This is a genomic window from Streptomyces sp. NPDC001532, assembly GCF_040298625.1.
GTDB lineage: Bacteria > Actinomycetota > Actinomycetes > Streptomycetales > Streptomycetaceae > Streptomyces.
The window spans coordinates 47,074-63,621 of record NZ_JBEPAL010000030.1; the positions used below are offsets into that span (position 1 = coordinate 47,074).

16 protein-coding genes and 1 riboswitch are annotated in these 16,548 nt (G+C 70.7%); of the genes, 4 read left to right on the forward strand and 12 right to left on the reverse strand.

Going from position 1 to position 16,548, the window contains the following annotated elements; genetic code table 11:
* Positions 1 to 80: 80 nt before the first annotated feature.
* Positions 81 to 632, forward strand: a complete 552-nt coding sequence (locus ABT232_RS25415; RefSeq protein ID WP_351843759.1) for a PadR family transcriptional regulator — start codon at positions 81 to 83, stop codon at positions 630 to 632.
* Here the strand turns inward: ABT232_RS25415 and ABT232_RS25420 are convergent.
* The 5 genes from ABT232_RS25420 to ABT232_RS25440 form a co-directional block, all read right to left on the reverse strand.
* Positions 617 to 1,807: a hypothetical protein gene (locus ABT232_RS25420; RefSeq protein ID WP_351843761.1), complete on the reverse strand. Its 1,191-nt coding sequence runs from the start codon at positions 1,805 to 1,807 to the stop codon at positions 617 to 619. The genes ABT232_RS25415 and ABT232_RS25420 overlap by 16 nt on opposite strands.
* 30 nt (positions 1,808 to 1,837) lie before the next feature.
* Positions 1,838 to 2,854: a C40 family peptidase gene (locus ABT232_RS25425; RefSeq protein WP_351843763.1), complete on the reverse strand. Its 1,017-nt coding sequence runs from the start codon at positions 2,852 to 2,854 to the stop codon at positions 1,838 to 1,840.
* A 236-nt stretch (positions 2,855 to 3,090) separates the two neighbouring features.
* On the reverse strand, positions 3,091 to 4,125 hold the full coding sequence (locus ABT232_RS25430; protein WP_351843765.1) for an NlpC/P60 family protein: 1,035 nt from the start codon (positions 4,123 to 4,125) through the stop codon (positions 3,091 to 3,093).
* Between the two features lie 209 nt (positions 4,126 to 4,334).
* On the reverse strand, positions 4,335 to 5,678 hold the full coding sequence (locus ABT232_RS25435; protein WP_351843768.1) for an NYN domain-containing protein: 1,344 nt from the start codon (positions 5,676 to 5,678) through the stop codon (positions 4,335 to 4,337).
* Positions 5,679 to 5,746: 68 nt separating this feature from the next.
* Positions 5,747 to 5,986, reverse strand: coding sequence for a hypothetical protein (locus ABT232_RS25440; protein ID WP_055541554.1), 240 nt, complete (start codon positions 5,984 to 5,986; stop codon positions 5,747 to 5,749).
* A gap of 158 nt (positions 5,987 to 6,144) precedes the next feature.
* Between ABT232_RS25440 and ABT232_RS25445 the strand changes: the two genes are divergently transcribed.
* On the forward strand, positions 6,145 to 6,879 hold the full coding sequence (locus ABT232_RS25445) for a rhomboid family intramembrane serine protease (protein WP_351843771.1): 735 nt from the start codon (positions 6,145 to 6,147) through the stop codon (positions 6,877 to 6,879).
* On the forward strand, positions 6,876 to 7,157 hold the full coding sequence (locus ABT232_RS25450; RefSeq protein WP_351843774.1) for an Lrp/AsnC family transcriptional regulator: 282 nt from the start codon (positions 6,876 to 6,878) through the stop codon (positions 7,155 to 7,157). Before ABT232_RS25445 ends, ABT232_RS25450 begins: the two co-directional genes overlap by 4 nt.
* Before the next feature lie 95 nt (positions 7,158 to 7,252).
* Here the strand turns inward: ABT232_RS25450 and ABT232_RS25455 are convergent, their stop codons facing one another.
* From ABT232_RS25455 to ctaE, 6 genes are all read right to left on the reverse strand, one after another.
* Complete coding sequence (locus tag ABT232_RS25455) at positions 7,253 to 8,620, reverse strand: aminotransferase class V-fold PLP-dependent enzyme (protein ID WP_351843776.1); 1,368 nt, start codon at positions 8,618 to 8,620, stop codon at positions 7,253 to 7,255.
* A gap of 159 nt (positions 8,621 to 8,779) precedes the next feature.
* Positions 8,780 to 8,896: riboswitch (SAM riboswitch) on the reverse strand.
* A gap of 249 nt (positions 8,897 to 9,145) precedes the next feature.
* The gene (gene trpD, locus ABT232_RS25460) at positions 9,146 to 10,210 is read right to left on the reverse strand and encodes an anthranilate phosphoribosyltransferase (RefSeq protein WP_351843778.1); all 1,065 of its coding nucleotides are present in this window, start codon (positions 10,208 to 10,210) and stop codon (positions 9,146 to 9,148) included.
* A gap of 123 nt (positions 10,211 to 10,333) precedes the next feature.
* On the reverse strand, positions 10,334 to 11,971 hold the full coding sequence (gene qcrB, locus ABT232_RS25465; protein WP_351843780.1) for a cytochrome bc1 complex cytochrome b subunit: 1,638 nt from the start codon (positions 11,969 to 11,971) through the stop codon (positions 10,334 to 10,336).
* The gene (gene qcrA / locus ABT232_RS25470; RefSeq protein WP_351843783.1) at positions 11,968 to 13,026 is read right to left on the reverse strand and encodes a cytochrome bc1 complex Rieske iron-sulfur subunit; all 1,059 of its coding nucleotides are present in this window, start codon (positions 13,024 to 13,026) and stop codon (positions 11,968 to 11,970) included. The genes qcrB and qcrA overlap by 4 nt, the downstream gene beginning before the upstream one ends.
* Entirely contained in the window at positions 13,023 to 13,835 is an 813-nt protein-coding gene (gene qcrC / locus ABT232_RS25475) for a cytochrome bc1 complex diheme cytochrome c subunit (protein ID WP_351843785.1), read from the reverse strand. The genes qcrA and qcrC overlap by 4 nt, the downstream gene beginning before the upstream one ends.
* A gap of 80 nt (positions 13,836 to 13,915) precedes the next feature.
* A complete protein-coding gene (gene ctaE / locus ABT232_RS25480) occupies positions 13,916 to 14,536 on the reverse strand; it encodes an aa3-type cytochrome oxidase subunit III (RefSeq protein WP_351843787.1) in 621 nt (206 codons plus the stop codon).
* A 145-nt stretch (positions 14,537 to 14,681) separates the two neighbouring features.
* On the opposite strand from ctaE, the gene ABT232_RS25485 reads away from it, so the two are divergent.
* Positions 14,682 to 15,083 (forward strand): response regulator, encoded by a 402-nt coding sequence (locus ABT232_RS25485; protein WP_351843789.1) that lies wholly within the window; start codon positions 14,682 to 14,684, stop codon positions 15,081 to 15,083.
* Positions 15,084 to 15,176: 93 nt separating this feature from the next.
* On the opposite strand, the gene ABT232_RS25490 is transcribed toward ABT232_RS25485, so the two are convergent.
* On the reverse strand, positions 15,177 to 16,439 hold the full coding sequence (locus ABT232_RS25490) for a L,D-transpeptidase (RefSeq protein ID WP_351843791.1): 1,263 nt from the start codon (positions 16,437 to 16,439) through the stop codon (positions 15,177 to 15,179).
* Positions 16,440 to 16,548: the final 109 nt, after the last annotated feature.

Below are 16,548 nucleotides of genomic sequence, written 5' to 3' on the forward strand. Positions count from 1 at the left end.
CGCCGCCAATACCTCGATTCGAGATATCTCGACAAGAGGTACCATCGTCCTACGATCGCCGCAAGGAGGGACCGGCCCGCATGCTGGAGCTGTCGATCCTCGGTTTCCTCGCCGAAGAGCCGCTGCACGGATACGAGTTGAAGGAACGCATCAAGGCGCTCAGCGGCCATGTCCGCCCGGTCAGCGACGGCGCCCTGTACCCGGCGATCACCCGCCTCGTCACCGCGGGCAAGCTCGACCAGCACACCGAACCCGGCACCGGGGCCGCCCCGCGCCGCATCCTCTCCCTCACCGACGAGGGCCGCGCCGACCTGCTCGAACGCCTGCGCCATCCCAAGCAGGCGGAGATCACCGACCAGGTCCGCTTCAACACGCTGCTGGCGTTCCTGCGGCACCTGCCCGACCCCGGCGAGCAGGCGGCGGTGCTGCGCCGGCGGCTGGATTTCCTCCAGACCCCGGCGAGCTTCTTCTACCGCGCGGGCGAGCCGGTGCGGGCCGAGCAGGCGGGCGACCTGTTCCGCGAGGGCCTGCTGCGGGTGGCCCGGGCGACCGGCGAGGCGGAACGCGGCTGGCTCAGGGAGGCCATCGCACAGCTGGACGGCACGGCGGACCCGGCTCAGCCGCCGAACTGATCCCGCAGATACTCCCGCCAGAGCCCGGTGAACTCCTCCGGCCCGGTCCCCAGCACCTCGTCCAGCGCCTCCTCGACCGCCCCGGCCCGCTCCTGGTGCGCGCCGACGGCCCGGTAGAACGCGCCGAGCCGCTCCTCGCCCCAGCGGTCCGCGATGAGCCGGCAGGCCATCCAGCCGCCCTCGTAGGCCCGTGCCAGTGCGTTCGCGTCCCCGGTGAACCCGAAGTCCGCGTCGGCGGGCAGCCCGGCCGGCGGCCGCCCCTCGGCCACCGCGCGCGCCAGCTCGGGCGCGGCCTGCTCCGGCAGTCGTCCGGTGTCCCGGTAGCCGACCCAGTCCGCGTAGCCCTCCGACAGCCACAGCGGGGTCGCGGCGTTGGTGTGGACGCGGGTGGCGACATGGGTGGCCTCGTGGGTCAGCACGACCTGCCGGCCGACGGGTCCGAGCACGCCGTAGGCGTCCGGGTTGACGATGATCCGGTCGGCGGGCGCGCTGCCCGCCCCGGTCTCCCCGGTGGTGACCGCGGCGATGCCCCGGTAGGAGGAGGCGGGCGAGCCCAGCAGAGCCGCCATGCCGTCCAGCGACTTCGGTACGAGGATCACGAGCCGGCGGCTCCAGGCGGTGCCCCAGGCGTCGGACACCGCGGGTACCGCGCGGTCCGCGAGCCCGGCGAAGGTCCGCAGTTCGTCGCGGGACCGGCCGACCCCCAGCACCAGGCTGTCCGCGCCGCGCACCGCGGTCACCGTGCCCTGGTCCCACAGTTGCTCGGCGGCCTCGCGCGCGGGCCGGTCGGAGACGACCGACCACCGCCCGGCGGCGTCACGGGCGAGGCCCAGGGTGCGGCCGGCGGTGACGGGAGCGGCGTCGTACCCGGAGACGCGGTAGCTCAGCTCGGCCTCGGCGGTGGCCCGGTCACCCGCGCGGTCCAGGGACTTCAGCCGGTACGACCAGTCCGCGAGCGGCACCGCGCGCAACCGGTCGAAGCCGGCGCTCGTGCCCGTCGTCCGGTGGGCCGCCGCGTCGTGGTCGAGTACGGCGGCCGCGCGCCGGTCCAGCAGCCGCTGCACCTCGGCCCGCGCGCTGTCGGCCGCGGGCCGTCCTCCGCATCCCACCAGGGCGACGAGCAGCAGGCACAGCGCCATCAGCAAGGGCCCTGACGCCCGCCTTCGAATCGCCACCTTCCCGAGGGTAAGGCCGCCCGGCCCGGTTCAGACCCGGGTGACCGCCGAGACCGGCATCATCCCGACCGGGTCGTAGCGCACCGGCGCCCCCGGATAGGGCGCGTGGATGACCTGGCCGTTGCCCACGTACATGCCGACATGGCTGGCGTCGGAGCGGTAGGTGACCAGGTCGCCGGGCTGGGCCTGGGAGAGCGGCACCTGCCGGCCGGCCACCCGCTGCCCCTGCGAGGTGCGCGGCAGGGCCACCCCGGCCTGCGCGTACGACCACTGCATCAGGCCGGAGCAGTCGAAGCCGGCCGGTCCGGCGGCGCCCCACACGTACGGCTTGCCGAGCGCCGAGCGGGCGGCGGCGACCGCGGCGGCGGCGCGGCCGGAGGCGGGGGCGGCGTCCCCGAGGTCGGGCATGTCCTGGCGGCCGGAGCGCGAGGCCCGGTCGTAGGCGGCGCGTTCGGCGTCGGGGAGGGAGTTGAGCAGTCGCCGGGCCTTGGCGAGCTTGCGCTCCACGGACCGCTTGTGGGAGGCGACGGCCTTGCGGCTCTTCTCCAGTTCGCCGAGCTTCTCGGCGGCCTCCGCGCGCTCCTGGGCGAGTTCGCGCATCGCCGACTGGAGGTCCGTCAGCCGTCCGGCCTGGTGGGCGCTGATCCGGTCGAGGACGGAGGCCTTGTCGAGGTAGTCGTCCGGGTCCTCGGAGAACAGCAGGGCCAGTGACGGGTCGAGGCCGCCGGAGCGGTACTGGGCGCCGGCCAGCGAACCCAGCGCGCCCCGCATGTCGTTGATGCGCTCCTGCTGCCGGGCGATCCGGTCCTGGGCCCGGCTCACCTGGCCGCGCAGCGAGTCGGCGCGTTCGTCGGCCTTGTTGTAGGCCTCGGTGGCCTTCTCGGCCTCCGCGTAGAGGCGGTCCACCTCGGCGCGGGTGTCGTCGTGCGGTGCGGCCAGGGCCGGCACCGCGCCGAGCGCGGCCGCCGCGGCCGACAGCAGAGAGACCGCGACACTTGCGCCCCGGTCGAGACCGGACGACGGTGCCTGTCGGCGATGGGACCCCACGAGAAGCCGCGCTCCTTCCACTGGCGGACAGGAAGAACCCCCGGCGGCGGGCAGTGCCCGGCGGAGGGGGAAACGCGGCAGACAGTAACGCCGTGACACGGTGACGGCCAAAGACCTCGGCGACCACATACGGTGACGCCCCGCCGCTGACGCAGGTCATCGGCGGGGCGCGAGGTCAGAACCCGTCCCGGTGATTCGCCCGTTCGGGGGGCGTGGTGTCCCGATCTTGGAACGGATCAGATCCGGACGCCGAACTGGAACGGCATGTTGTTGATCGACTCGTAGCGCACGACGGTGCCGGTGCGCGGGGCGTGCAGCACCTGGCCGTTGCCCGCGTAGAAGCCGACGTGGTGCAGGTCGCCGTAGAAGATGACCAGGTCGCCGACCTTGAGGTCGGACTGGCTGTAGATCCTCGTGCCGTAGTTGGCCTGGGCCTGCGAGGTGCGGGGGATGCCGACGCCGGCCTGGGCGAAGGCCCAGGAGGTCAGGCCCGAGCAGTCGAAGGAGGACGGGCCGGAGGCGCCGTAGACGTACGGCGAGCCGATCTTGCTCTGGGCGGCCTGGAAGGCGGCCAGCGCCCGGCCGGAGGCGGGGGCGGTGCTGCCGAGGTCCACGCGGTCGGAGGCGGAGCGGCTGGCACGCTGCTCCTCCTCGGCCAGCGCCGCCTTCTCCTGCGCGGTGAGGGTGTTGAGGAGCTTCTGCGCCTCGGCGAGCTTGGTCTGGACTTCCTTCTTCTTCTTGCCCAGTTCGGTGCGGGTGGAGGAGAGGTCCTTCAGCTTCTCGGAGGCCTCGGAGCGCTGCTGGGCGAGCTCGCGCTGCTTCTCCTGGATCTCCTTGAGCGCCTCGACCTGCTGGCCGCTCAACTGGTCGAGCGTGGAGGCCTTGTCGAGGTAGTCGTCCGGGTCGGCGGAGAGGAAGAGCTGGAGCGACGGGTCGATGCCGCCCGAGCGGTACTGGGCGCTGGCCATCGAACCCAGGCCGTTGCGCAGCTCGTTGACCTCTTCCTGGCCACGGGCGACGTTGTCCTGGATGGTGGAGATCTCCTTCTGGAGCTTCTCCTGCTTCTCCTTGGCCCCGTTGTACTTCTCGGTGGCCTGCTCCGCCTGCTCGTAGAGCTTGTCGACCTTGGCCTTGACCTCGTCCTTGCTCGGCTTCTCGCTCGGTGCCGCTTGGGCGGCCTGGGAGCCGAGGGCGACGGCAGCTGCGGCTGCGGTGGTCAGCACGGTCACACGGGCGCGACTGGGCTGCTTGGGTCGACGATGGGACGCCACGGAGGTGAACTCCTTCTTCTGAGTGATCACCCGCTCGGAGGTTCGAGGCTCGACCCTAGTGACCTTCTTGTGATCATTCAAATCCTCACGAGAAAAATCTCGTCACACCCTGCATTCTTTACACATAACTCACGTGCCGTGATACCGGGTTGACACTACGTCGCGCGACAGAACCGCCAATTCGGGCGACAGGCCTCGTACATCGACCTTCAGGACAGTCGCTTGAGAAGTACCGCGGAAGCCACCGGTCGGGCACCGGCCCGCGCCACCCCGTCCGCGACCTCGCGGTCGGTGGAGGCGACGATGACCGGGCGGCCCGGCGGCTCGGCGCGCACCAGCTGACGGATCAGCTCGTCGGCGGTGATCCCCGGCTTGGAGAACAGCACCCGCACCCCGCGCGGCGGCGCCAGCAGCACCGGCGCGGCCAGCTCGGCCCCGTCGAAGACACAGGTGACCTCGGCGCCGGTCTGCGCGGCGAGCTGCGAGAGCTGGCCGAGCAGCCTGAGCCGCTGCTTCTCCAGCGGCATCTGGGGATAGCCGGTCTTGGTGACGTTGTAGCCGTCGACGACCAGGTGCGCCTGCGGCAGCGCGAGCAACTGGTCGAGGATCGCCGGGTCGTTCTCGGACAGGGCGCGCGCGGCGATGTCCTTCGGGGTCATGCGTCCCGGTTCGACCGCGTCCACCGTCTCGGCGGGGCGCACCGACACCGGCGGCAGGGCGAGTTCGCGGCGCAGTCCCTGGGTGGCGTCGAGCAGGGTGTCCAGCAGCAGCCGCACCCGCATGTCCTCCACGCTGCGTCCCTCGCGGGCGGCCCGGCGGGTGGCCTCCAGGGCCGCCTCGGCCTCACCGAGCCGCGCCTTGAGCCGCCGCACCTCGCTCTCGGCGGAGGACACCTGGGCGTGCCCCTCGGCGCGTACGGTCTCCATCTCGCCGCGCACCTTGCGCAGCGCCGCCTCGCCGCGCTTGACGTCGCTGAGCGCGGCACGCAGCTTGCGGTGAAGCGATTCCGCTTCCTTGCGGGCGCCGTCGAGCTCCCCGCGCAGCCGCTCGGTCTCGGCGCGGGTGTGCTCGCGGGCCGCTTCGAGTTCGGCGCGCAGCCGCTCCAGTTCGGCCCGGCTCTCCTCGTCGGCGCGCTCGGCGTCGGCGCGCTGGGCCTCCTCGCCGGCGGCGGTCACCAGCTTGACCCAGCCGGCGGGCCGCAGCACATAGGCCGCGGCCGCCACGTCGAGCGGGTCCGCGGCCGGTGGCGGCGAGCCGGAGTCGAGGGCGCCGGCCAGTTCCGGCTGGGCCTCTCTCAGCTTCTCGCCGATGCGCTGCCGGAACAGCGGATCGGTCTCCAGCGCCGCGGCCATCGCGTTGCCCGCGAACTTGGCCCGGCGGTTCGGAGCGAACCGCGCGTACTGCCGCAGCTGGGCGGGCAGTTCCGCGACGGTCAGTCCGCCGAAGCCGTCCGAGACGATCTGCACGACCCGGCGGCGCACCCCTTCGGGCAGCGGACGGTCGAGCACCTCAGCGGCGCCGTCGCCCGGCCCCCCGCCTTGTGTCTCCACCATCCGTCACACCCCAATGCCTCTACGGGACCCCCGCGAGGGGATCGCGTCTGCGGGCCCCGCCTCCATCGTCAGGAGCCGGCGCCCGGCCTGTCCACGAGTTCCACCTGGTCCACCGCGTTGCACCAGCGGCAGCGCACCGACTCGATGGTCTCACTGACCACCTCGCGCTCCTCGACCTTCGGCTCACCGGCCAGATCGAGGTGGACGTACTCGACTACCTTCGACGAGCGCGTCACGTCGAAGCGGGTGAGATTGCCGCAGAGGGTGCAGCGCCACCGCGTCGTGGCGGTCGGCAGGGGAACCGTCATCGTGACCTGTTCGCTTTCCTTCTAGTGTCCGTGACACGCCGGTCTTCCCGCGGCGTGTGGCTCGTAACCCTACGGCCTGCCGGGTACCGGGCGCCCGGGTGTCCACGGCGGCGAGGCGGTCTGTGCGGTTGCGTCCGGTTACGTCATGCTCTGTATTCATGATCAGCAACTGGATCCCGCCGACGGGCCGCACCCGCCGCCGGTCGTCGGCGCCGGTGACCTACGCACTGATCGCCCTGTGCTGCCTGGTCTTCCTGATCGGCCCCGCCTCGGGTCTCAGTCCGGCGTACGGCACCGGCGACGAACTGCTCGCCGCGCAGCGGGCCTATTTCCGGCGCTGGGGAGTGGTGCCCGCAGAACTGTTCGAAGGGTCCCCCCGAGCCGCCCTGACCCCGGTCACGGCGCTGTTCGTGCACGGCAGCTGGGTGCACCTGCTCGGCAACATGCTTTTCCTCTACGTCTTCGGGGTGATGACCGAGGAGCGGATGGGCCGAGTGCAGTTCATCCTCTTCTACCTGGGCTGCGGCTACCTCGCCCTGCTGGGGTACGCGGCCGCCAACTCCGACTCCCCGCAGTCGCTGGTGGGGGCCTCCGGGGCGATCTCGGCGGTCCTCGGCGCGTTCCTCTTCCTCTTCCCCCGGGCGCGCGTCACCAGTCTTCTGCCGTTCCTGCTCTTCCTGCCGCTGCGGTTCCCCGCCTGGCTCGTGCTGCCCTTCTGGGCGGCCCTGCAGTGGCTGGCGGCGGGCCGGGCCACCGAGGGGCCCGGCGTGGCCTACCTGGCGCACCTGGTGGGCTTCGCGCTGGGCCTGCTCTACGCGTGGGCCCGGTTCGGACCTGCGGCTAGAGTGAGGGCCGCCCCAGCTCCGGCACCCGAGGGAGAGAACCAGCCGTGATCACCGCGATCGTCCTGATCAAGACCAGCGTGGACCGGATCCCCGAGATCGCCGAGTCGATCGCCGCGCTGGAGAACGTCAGCGAGGTCTTCTCCGTGACCGGCACCTACGACCTGATCGCGATGGTCCGGGTCAAGGAGCACGAGGAACTGGCGGAGGTCATCCCGGGCCGCATCAGCAAGATCCCCGGCGTCGAGGGCACCGACACCCACGTGGCGTTCCGCACCTACTCCCAGCACGACCTGGAGGCGGCGTTCTCCATCGGCCTGGACAACTGAGCGGGCGCCCCGGCACCGACCGGGATCCCGCCCGCTCCGGGACGCGGCCGGGCGCGCCCCGCGGCTGATCCCGCTGGGCGCGCCCGGCCGGCGGCTCACGCGGAGGTGTCCGGCACGCAGCGCCCCTCCTCGGTGCGGTAGCTCCAGCGGGCGCCGTCCCGCACCAGTTCGCGCACCGCGCCCAGGAACCGCTCCACGTGCTCGTCCGGGGTGCCCGCGCCGAAGCTGACCCGGATGGCGTTCAGGGACTTCTCGCCGGGCGCGGCCTCGGGGGCGCCGCACTCGCCCTGCGTCTGCGGGTCGCTGCCCAGCAGGGTGCGCACCAGCGGGTGGGCGCAGAACAGGCCGTCGCGCACCCCGATGCCGTACTCCGCGGAGAGCGCGGCGGCGAAGTGGGAGCTGTTCCAGCCCTCGACGACGAAGGAGATCACCCCGACGCGCGGGGCGTCGTCGCCGAACAGGGAGAGCACGCGCACCTCGGGCACCTCGGCGAGGCCGGTGCGGACCTTCTCGACCAGGTACTGCTCGCGGGCGACCAGGGAGTCGAAGCCGGCCTCGGTGAGGGCCTTGCAGGCGGAGGCGATCGAGTAGGCGCCGATGACGTTCGGGGAGCCGGCCTCGTGGCGGGCCGCGGTCTCGTGCCACTCCACGTCCACGCCGCCGTCATCGCGCCGGGAGACCTTGCGGCTGGCGCCGCCGCCCGCGAGGTACGGCTCGGCCTCGCGCAGCCAGTCGGCACGGCCCGCGAGGACACCGGAGCCGAAGGGGGCGTACAGCTTGTGGCCGGAGAAGGCCACCCAGTCGACGTCCAGGTCGCGCACCGACACCGGGTGGTGGGGCGCGAGCTGAGCGGCGTCCAGCACGATCCGGGCGCCGTGCGCGTGCGCCGCCGCGGCCAGCTCCCGCACCGGCCACAGCTCGCCGGTGACGTTGGAGGCGCCGGTCACGCACACCAGGGCCGGGCCGTGGGGCTCGCGGTCGGCGAGGGCGCGCTCCAGGGTGGCCACCGCCTCGGCCGGGGTGCGCGGCGCGTCGAGGTAGGTGACCTCGGCGTTCTTCCAGGGCAGCAGGGAGGCGTGGTGCTCGGTCTCGAAGACGAAGACCCGGCAGTCGGCGGGCAGCGCGGCGGCGAGCAGGTTGAGCGAGTCGGTGGTGGACCGGGTGAAGACGACCTGGTCGGCCTCGCGGCAGTCGAGGAACTCGGCGACGGTCCTCCGGGCGTTCTCGAAGAGGTCGGTGGACAGCTGGGAGAGGTAGCCGGCTCCGCGGTGCACGCTGCCGTAGTACGGCGCGTAGGCGGCGACGTCGTCCCAGACCCGCTGGAGCGCCGGCGCGCTGGCGGCGTAGTCCAGCGCGGCGTAGGCGACCTCGCCGCCGGTGACCAGCGGGACGGTGACATCTCGTCCCAGAACGGGCAGCGGGGCACAAACGGACTGGTCGGCGGCAGCGGTGGAGACAGACATGACGGAACTCCCGTGAAGGCATACGGAGATCACCGCGCGAGCGGCACGCTCGAGCGCGGAGAAAAGGAAAGGGGATGCGGAGGCGGGGCTCTGCGGCCCTATCGCATTCGCTTGCTCACGGAAGGCTCCTCGACGACCAGGACCCCTGGTGGTGCGAGGGGTCCGCGCTTGCCGTGTGCCTTGCTGCCCACGGCCTGGTCTTCACCCGGGGCACCCCGCCACGGACGGAGGGTTGCCGGACAGTCGGCCGGGGCCTCATGACTGTCACTCATGACCTGGTACAGGAACGTACGCGAAATGATCGTCGTCCCGCAACCCGTGTCCGGATCGCGGGACGACTCGAGGGGAGCCGGGAGTTCGCCCCTAGGGGGTGTCTCGTCGATCAGGCCGGACCAGCGAGCGGCGTCCGGTGCCGTGCATCGCAAGGCGGAGGAGGGCGGCATGGCGGAGCCATGGCAACCGACGACAACGCGGCGAGGCGCGGCACCAGACGCCGGGAGCCCGGCATGATCGGCGAGACGACCCCTAGGCGTGGCTCGCGGCGATCCAGCGCTCCAGGGCCCGCTTCGCCGCGCCCGTGTCGATGGACTCGGCCGCCTTCGCCATCCCGGCGCGGATCTGCTCGGCCAGCGGGGCGTCGGTCGGGTCCAGGGCGACCAGCGCGGCCGCCGAGTTGAGCAGCACCGCGTCCCTGACCGGCCCGGTCTCGCCGTCCAGCAGGCGCCGGGCGACCTCGGCGTTGTAGGCGGCGTCGGCGCCGCGCAGCGCCTCCACCGGGACCAGCTCGATGCCGACGTCGCGCGGGTCGAAGGACTCCTCGGCGACCTTGCCGTGGCGCACCACCCAGACCCGGGAGGTGGCCGTGGTGGTCAGCTCGTCCAGCCCGTCGTCGCCGCGGAACACCAGCGCCGAGTTGCCGCGTTCGGCCAGCACGCCCGCGACGATCGGCGCCATCCGCGGGTCCGCCACTCCCACCGCCTGCGCCTTCACCCGCGCCGGGTTGGTCAGCGGACCGAGGATGTTGAACGTCGTCCGGATGCCCAACTGGCCGCGGGCAGCGGCCACATGACGCAGTGCCGGGTGGAACTTCACCGCGAAGCAGAAGGTGATGCCGGCCTCCTCGGCGACCTCGGCCACCCGCTTCGGCGTCAGCTCCAGATTGACGCCCAGCTTCTCCAGCACGTCGGAGGCGCCGGAGGCCGAGGAGGCGGCCCGGTTGCCGTGCTTGACGACCTTGGCGCCGGTGCCGGCCACGACGATGGAGGACATGGTGGAGATGTTCACCGTCTTGGCGCCGTCGCCGCCGGTGCCGACGATGTCGACGGTGGCGCCGGGCACCTCGATCACGTTGGCATGCGCGTACATCGTGCGGACCAGGCCGGTGATCTCCGCCACCGTCTCGCCCTTGGCGCGCAGCGCCACCGCGAAGCCGGCGATCTGCGCGTCGGTCGCCTCGCCGCGCATGATCCGGTCCATCGCCCAGGCCGTGTCGTCGGCGCTCTGGTCCCGGCCCTCCAGCAGACCGTTCAGCACCACGGGCCAGGAACGGCCCGCCGCGGTGTCGCCTCCAGCGGGGGTCACAGCGCTCATCAGCCGCTCCTGATCGTCGTAGAACACGTTGTGGGCCCAGCCTATCCAGCCACGGGCACGGCGAAGGGCCCCCGTCCGAACACCGGACGGGGGCCCTTCAGCGTGGCGTGGCGAACGCAGCGATCAGTGGTGGCCGTGGCCGCTCGTGATCTCCTTGTACTCCTCGACGGTCGGCTTGGGGATCTGGGAGTCCTCACCGAAGTACGCCTTGCTGAGCTTGGCGCGCATCTTCTCGGAGCCCTTCACCTTGCGCTCGACGCCGTTCTCGTCGACCGTCGGGCCGATCTCGGCCGGCTGGTACTGCTCGTGCGCCGTGAGGGTGTACAGGGCCTCCTGGCTGAGCGGCTCGTGCACCTCGATGAACTCACCGTGCGGCAGGCGCTTGATGGTGCCGGTCTCGCGACCGTGCAGCACCTTGTCCTTGTCCCGGCGCTGGAGGCCGAGGCAGATCCGCTTGGTGACGATGAAGGCGATGACCGGTCCGGCGAAGAAGCCGATCCGCACGAACCACGTCACGTCGTTGATCGACAGGTGGAAGTGCGTGGCGACGATGTCGTTGCCACCGCCGATCAGCATGATCATGTAGCCGGTCACCCAGGCGACACCGAAGGCCGTACGGGTCGGGGCGTTGCGCGGGCGGTCCAGGATGTGGTGCTCGCGCTTGTCGCCGGTGATCCACGACTCGATGAACGGGTAGAGCGCGATCACCGCGAGGAAGATGCCGAAGAGCACCAGCGGGATGAACACGCCCAGGACCAGCGTGTGGCCCCAGAAGTTGACCTCCCAGCCCGGCATGGCGCGGATCAGGCCCTCGGCGAAGCCCATGTACCAGTCGGGCTGGGCGCCCGTGGACACCTGGTCCGGACGGTACGGGCCGAGGACCCAGATCGGGTTCACCGAGGCGATGCCCGCGATGGCCGCGATCACACCGAAGACCAGGAAGAAGAAGCCTCCGGCCTTGGCCATGTAGACCGGCAGCAGCGGCATGCCGACCACGTTCTTGTTGGTCTTGCCGGGGCCCGCGAACTGCGTGTGCTTGTGGTAGAAGACCAGGATCAGGTGCGCCACCACGAGACCGAGCATGATGCCCGGCAGCAGCAGGATGTGGATCGAGTAGAACCGCGCCACGAAGTCGGTGCCGGGGAACTCCCCGCCGAACAGGAACATCGAGATGTACGTGCCGACGATCGGCACGGACAGGATCGCGCCCTGCGTGAAGCGGACACCGGTGCCGGAGAGCAGGTCGTCCGGGAGCGAGTAGCCGGTGAAGCCGGTGAACATGCCCAGGACGAACAGCAGGAAGCCGAACAGCCAGTTGATCTCACGCGGCTTGCGGAACGCGCCGGTGAAGAAGACGCGCATCATGTGCACGAACATGCCGGCGAGGAAGATGATCGCCGCCCAGTGGTGGATCTGCCGGATGAGCAGACCGCCGCGCACGTCGAAGCTGATGTCCAGGGTGGAGGCGAACGCCTCCGACATCAGCTGGCCCTGGAGCGGGACGTAGCTGCCGTGGTACTCCACCTCGTTCATCGACGGGTGGAAGAACAGCGTCAGATACACACCCGTGAGGATGATGATCAGGAAGCTGTAGAGGCAGACCTCACCCAGCATGAACGACCAGTGGTCGGGGAAGATCTTGCGCATGTTGGCCTTGGCCAGGGAGTAGATCCCCAGCCGGCCGTCGGCCCAGTCGGCGACGCGTTCGCCGGCCGGCGCCTTCCCGCGCGAACGGGACTCGGTGGTCTCTGAAGTGCTCATCCGCGCTCCCAGAATGCAGGACCGACGGGCTCCTCGAAGTCGCCGAGCGCCTGGAGGTAACCCTCGTCGTTCACGCCGATGCGCAGCTGCGGCAGGGCGTGGCCGGCGGGGCCGAAGATGACCCGGGCGCCGTCGGACAGGTCGAAGGTGGACTGGTGGCAGGGGCAGAGCACGTGGTGCGTCTGCTGCTCGTACAGGGAGATCGGGCAACCGACGTGGGTGCAGATCTTCGAGTAGGCCACGATGCCCTCGTGCGACCACTCGAGCTCCTGCTTGTCCTTGATGTCGGACGGCTCGAGCCGGACGACCATCAGGGCAGCCTTGGCGATCTCGTTCTGGAAGTCGTGGTCGTGCTCCTCCAGGCCCTCGGGCATGGCGAAGGTGAGCGAGCCGACAGCGACGTCCGAGGGACGCAGCGGCTCGTTCGTGTTCATGTTGACCAGCAGCTTGCCCTTGGACCACAGGGTGTGACGCAGCTTGTCCTCGGGCAGCGGGCCGAGGTCGCGCAGCAGCACGACACCGGACAGCGGCACCAGGGCCACCGCGCCGAACATGGTGTTGCGGATCAGCTTGCGACGGCCGAGCTGCGACTCCTTGGCACCCTGCTTGAAGTCGGCGTGCACCTGGGCACGGACGTCGGCGGGGGCCTCGATCGGGTGACGCTCGCCGACCATCTCCTCGTCCGACATCAGCGTGCGGCCCCAGTGGACCGCGCCGGCGCCGATGCAGAACAGCGCGATGCCGAGCGTCAGACCGAGCGCCAGGTTCAGCGCTCCGACGTGGCCGAGCGGCCAGACGAAGACGGACTTGTCGACCGGGATCGTCACGAAGGAGGCGATGAAGCCGATGGTGCCCAGCATCGACACCGTGAACAGCAGGGCGACCGTACGCTCGGACCGCTTGGCGGCCCGCTCGTCGATGTCCTGGATCCGGTGCTCGTGGGGCGGCAGGCCCGGGTCGGCGAACGGGTTCTTCTCGTCCGCGACGTCCACCGCACCGTGGGTGGTGTCCTGCGCGGCGGGCAGGTTCTCTTCTGGAATGTCTTGGCTACTCATGACTTCTTGGCCTTTGCGGTCCGGGCGGCGACCCACACAGCGACGGCGATCAGGCCACCGAGGCCGGCGATCCAGCCGAACAGACCCTCACTGACCGGCCCGAGGCCGCCGAGGTCCGTACCGCCGAGGTTCACCGTCTCGTCGCTGTTGACCGCCTCCAGGTACGCGATGATGTCCTTCTTGTTCTGCTCGGACAGCGTCGTGTCGGGGAAGGAGGGCATGTTCTGCGGGCCGGTCTGCATGGCCTCGTAGATGTGCTTCGGGTCCACGTCTTCCAGGGTCGGCGCGTACTTGCCCTTGGTCAGGGCGCCGCCCTTGCCGGTGAAGTTGTGGCACTGCGCGCAGTTCGTGCGGAACAGTTCGCCACCCTCGCCGATGTCCGCGCCCTCCGGGCCGTACTGCTCCTTCGTCGGGACGGTCGGACCGGCCCCCAGCGAGGAGATGTACGCCGCGAGCTGGTCGATCTCGGCCTGGGAGTAGACGACCGGCTTCCGCGGCGCCTGGGCGCCCTGGGAGGTCGCGGCCGGCATACGGCCGGTGGCGACCTGGAAGTCGACGGCCGCCGCACCCACGCCGACCAGGCTCGGACCGTCGGAGGTGCCCTGACCGCCGGTGCCGTGGCAGCTGGCGCAGCCGACGGCGTAGAGCTTCTTGCCCTCGTCGATGGCGAGGGACTGGGCGGTTTCGTCGGCCTGTGCCTTGCCCGCGGGTGCGAACGCGGCGTACAGCCCCCCGGTAGCCGCCAGCGCGAGGAGTAGGACGACGACCGCCGCCAGCGGATGGCGTCGTCGTGCGGAGAGCTTTTTCACGGATTACCCCGGTGTCAGGATCTTCTGCGTCGATGCTTCTGGGATGTGCGTTTCGGGAACGCGCGTGGGATCGGGTCCGGCTACTTGATCATGTAGATCGTGGCGAAGAGGCCGATCCAGACGACATCGACGAAGTGCCAGTAGTAGGACACGACGATGGCGGCGGTCGCCTGCTCGTGGGTGAACCTCCGGGCCGCGTAGGTGCGGCCGAGGACCAGCAGGAAGGCGATGAGGCCGCCCGTCACGTGCAGTCCGTGGAAGCCGGTGGTCAGGTAGAAGACCGAGCCGTAGGGGTCGGACGAGAGCGAGAGGCCCTCGTGCTTGACCAGCTCGGTGTACTCGTACACCTGTCCGCCGATGAAGATGGCACCCATGATGAAGGTCACGATGAACCACATCCGGAGCTTCTTCACATCACCGCGCTCGGCGGCGAAGACGCCGAGCTGGCAGGTGAGGGAGGAGAGCACCAGGATCGTGGTGTTCGTCGCCGAGAACGGGAAGTTCAAGGCGTCCGCCTTCTCACTCCAGAACTCGGGTCCTGTCACCGATCGCAGGGTGAAGTACATCGCGAAGAGGGCCGCGAAGAACATCAGCTCGGAACTCAGCCAGATGATGGTTCCGACGCTGACGAGGTTCGGCCGGTTGACCGACGGGTGCGCGTGCCCGGTATCTACTGTCGTTGCTGTCGCCACGACCGACATTATGTCGGTCGCTTATCCCGCCCTCACTCCGGGGGGTGCCGTTCGGAGTGTTGCCGTCCGCCATACCGGTGTTGACGTGGTGTTCAGAGGAGTAGCATCCGGCCCCACGGGCCTTTCCGTACGACGCCGAAGTCACGGAGGAACAATGCAGCCGACCGCCACCGTGCTGGTCTACAGCGACGACTCCAACACCCGCGAGCAGGTGCGGCTCGCCACCGGCCGACGGCCGGCTCCGGACGTCCCGGTGGTGGAGTTCGTCGAGTGCGCGACACCTCAGGCGGTCCTGTCGGAGCTGGACAAGGGCGGCATCGACGTCTGTGTGCTGGACGGCGAGGCCGTGCCGATGGGCGGCATGGGCCTGTGCCGGCAGATCAAGGACGAGGTGTTCTCCTGCCCGCCGGTGCTGCTGCTGATCGGGCGCCCGCAGGACGCCTGGCTGGCGACCTGGAGCCGGGCCGAGGCTGCGGTGACCCTGCCGGTGGACCCTGTGGAGTTCGCGGCGTCGCTGGCGGCTCTGCTGCGGCGGAAGCACCTGCAGAGCGCCTGAGGCCGAAGGCACCGGGCGGCCGCGGCTTCGTCGTGGCCGCCCGCCCGCGCGCTGTCCGCGTGCCGGGGCCGCCGGTGGCCCCGAGGGGCGCCCTCAGGCGCTCTGAGGCGTCAGACGGGCCTGTTCCACCGGGTTGGGGGTCTGGGGGCCGCCGCCGGTCAGCGCGCTGCCGGTGCGCCACTTCTCCCAGCTGAGGTTCCAGTCGCCGAAACCGTTGCCGAAGGTCTCCATGGTGTGGCCCTCGGAGTTGACGACCTTGACGACGTCGCCCGCGCGGACGTTCTCGTAGAACCAGGCGGCGTTGCCGGTGCTCATGCCGGTGCAGCCGTGGCTGACGTTGGCGGCGCCGTGCGAGCCGACCGACCAGGGTGCGGCGTGGACGTACTCGCCGCTCCAGGTGACCCGGGTGGCGTAGTACACCGGCAGGTCGTACGACTCGGAGGAGCCGGCGGCTATGCCGATGCTGGTGCTGCGCATCTGCACGAAGTACTCCTTGCCGAGCACCACCTTGACGCCGTTGCGGGTCTCGAAACCGGGTTTGCCGGTGGTGACCGGGATGGAATTGATCTCCTCGCCGTTCTTGTAGACGGTCATGTAGTGCGAGGAGGCGTCCGTGACGGCGACGACCTGGTCACCCGTGGTGATCTTCAAGGGCTTGGCGGTGCCGCCCCACAGCCGGTCGCTGACCTTGATGCCCTCCAGGTTGCTGCGGACCTGGACGGTGGCGTGCGCCGGCCAGTACTCCTTGGGCCGGTAGTGCAGTTTCTTCTCGTCGACCCAATGCCACGAGCCCTCCACCGCGGGTGTTGACCGCACCTGGAGGGCTCGTTCGACGATCGCCCGCTGAGAGGCGTCCTCGACGGCGTGGCTCAGTTCGGCGGTTATGGGCTGGCCGACGCCGTACTCTCCCGCGTCGGGGCCGAAGGTGACGTTCAGCCGCTTCTGGGCGGAGGGCCGGCCGGTGTCGAAGGCGATGACCCGGCGGCCCTGCCGGCCGTCCTCGTCCTCGGTGCTGACCCGGACGGTGTAGTGCGCGTCGGCGGCGAGCGGGGAGGTGGAGTGCCAGCGGCCGCCGTCGGCGGAGAGTTCGCCGGCCAGCCGGCGGCCGTTCGCGTCCGTGGCCGTGACGTCCGTGATGCGGCCCTCGGAGCCTTCGGCGGTGATCTCCAGGGGCTTGTCCGGGTCGGCCTTCCTGCCGTCCTCGGTGGGGCCGTTGAAGGCGATCTGGTCCGCCGCGTCGTACGGCGCGGCCGACAGCGGGTGGGAGTCGCCGCTGCAGGCGGTGACGGCCGGGCCGATGGCCGTCACCAGCAGGGCGCAGGCGACGACGGTGCGAGTACGCGGAGTGTGGCTCATGGGCTCACGCTAAGAAGGTCTGTCAACGACGGCGCGGCGGGATAACCCGGTCGAGTGAGCCTTGTTGCTGCAAACGCAGAGCCCGGACGCTCCTGACGGAGTGTCCGGG

Coding starts and splice junctions, on each gene's coding strand:
- ABT232_RS25440 (WP_055541554.1), bottom strand. CDS start 5,986: ATGACGGTTCCCCTGCCGACCGCCACGACGCGGTGGCGCTGCACCCTC.
- ABT232_RS25490 (WP_351843791.1), bottom strand. CDS start 16,439: ATGAGCCACACTCCGCGTACTCGCACCGTCGTCGCCTGCGCCCTGCTG.
- ABT232_RS25445 (WP_351843771.1), top strand. CDS start 6,145: ATGATCAGCAACTGGATCCCGCCGACGGGCCGCACCCGCCGCCGGTCG.
- qcrA (WP_351843783.1), bottom strand. CDS start 13,026: ATGAGTAGCCAAGACATTCCAGAAGAGAACCTGCCCGCCGCGCAGGAC.
- ABT232_RS25485 (WP_351843789.1), top strand. CDS start 14,682: ATGCAGCCGACCGCCACCGTGCTGGTCTACAGCGACGACTCCAACACC.
- trpD (WP_351843778.1), bottom strand. CDS start 10,210: ATGAGCGCTGTGACCCCCGCTGGAGGCGACACCGCGGCGGGCCGTTCC.
- ABT232_RS25415 (WP_351843759.1), top strand. CDS start 81: ATGCTGGAGCTGTCGATCCTCGGTTTCCTCGCCGAAGAGCCGCTGCAC.
- ABT232_RS25435 (WP_351843768.1), bottom strand. CDS start 5,678: ATGGTGGAGACACAAGGCGGGGGGCCGGGCGACGGCGCCGCTGAGGTG.
- qcrB (WP_351843780.1), bottom strand. CDS start 11,971: ATGAGCACTTCAGAGACCACCGAGTCCCGTTCGCGCGGGAAGGCGCCG.
- ABT232_RS25455 (WP_351843776.1), bottom strand. CDS start 8,620: ATGTCTGTCTCCACCGCTGCCGCCGACCAGTCCGTTTGTGCCCCGCTG.
- ctaE (WP_351843787.1), bottom strand. CDS start 14,536: ATGTCGGTCGTGGCGACAGCAACGACAGTAGATACCGGGCACGCGCAC.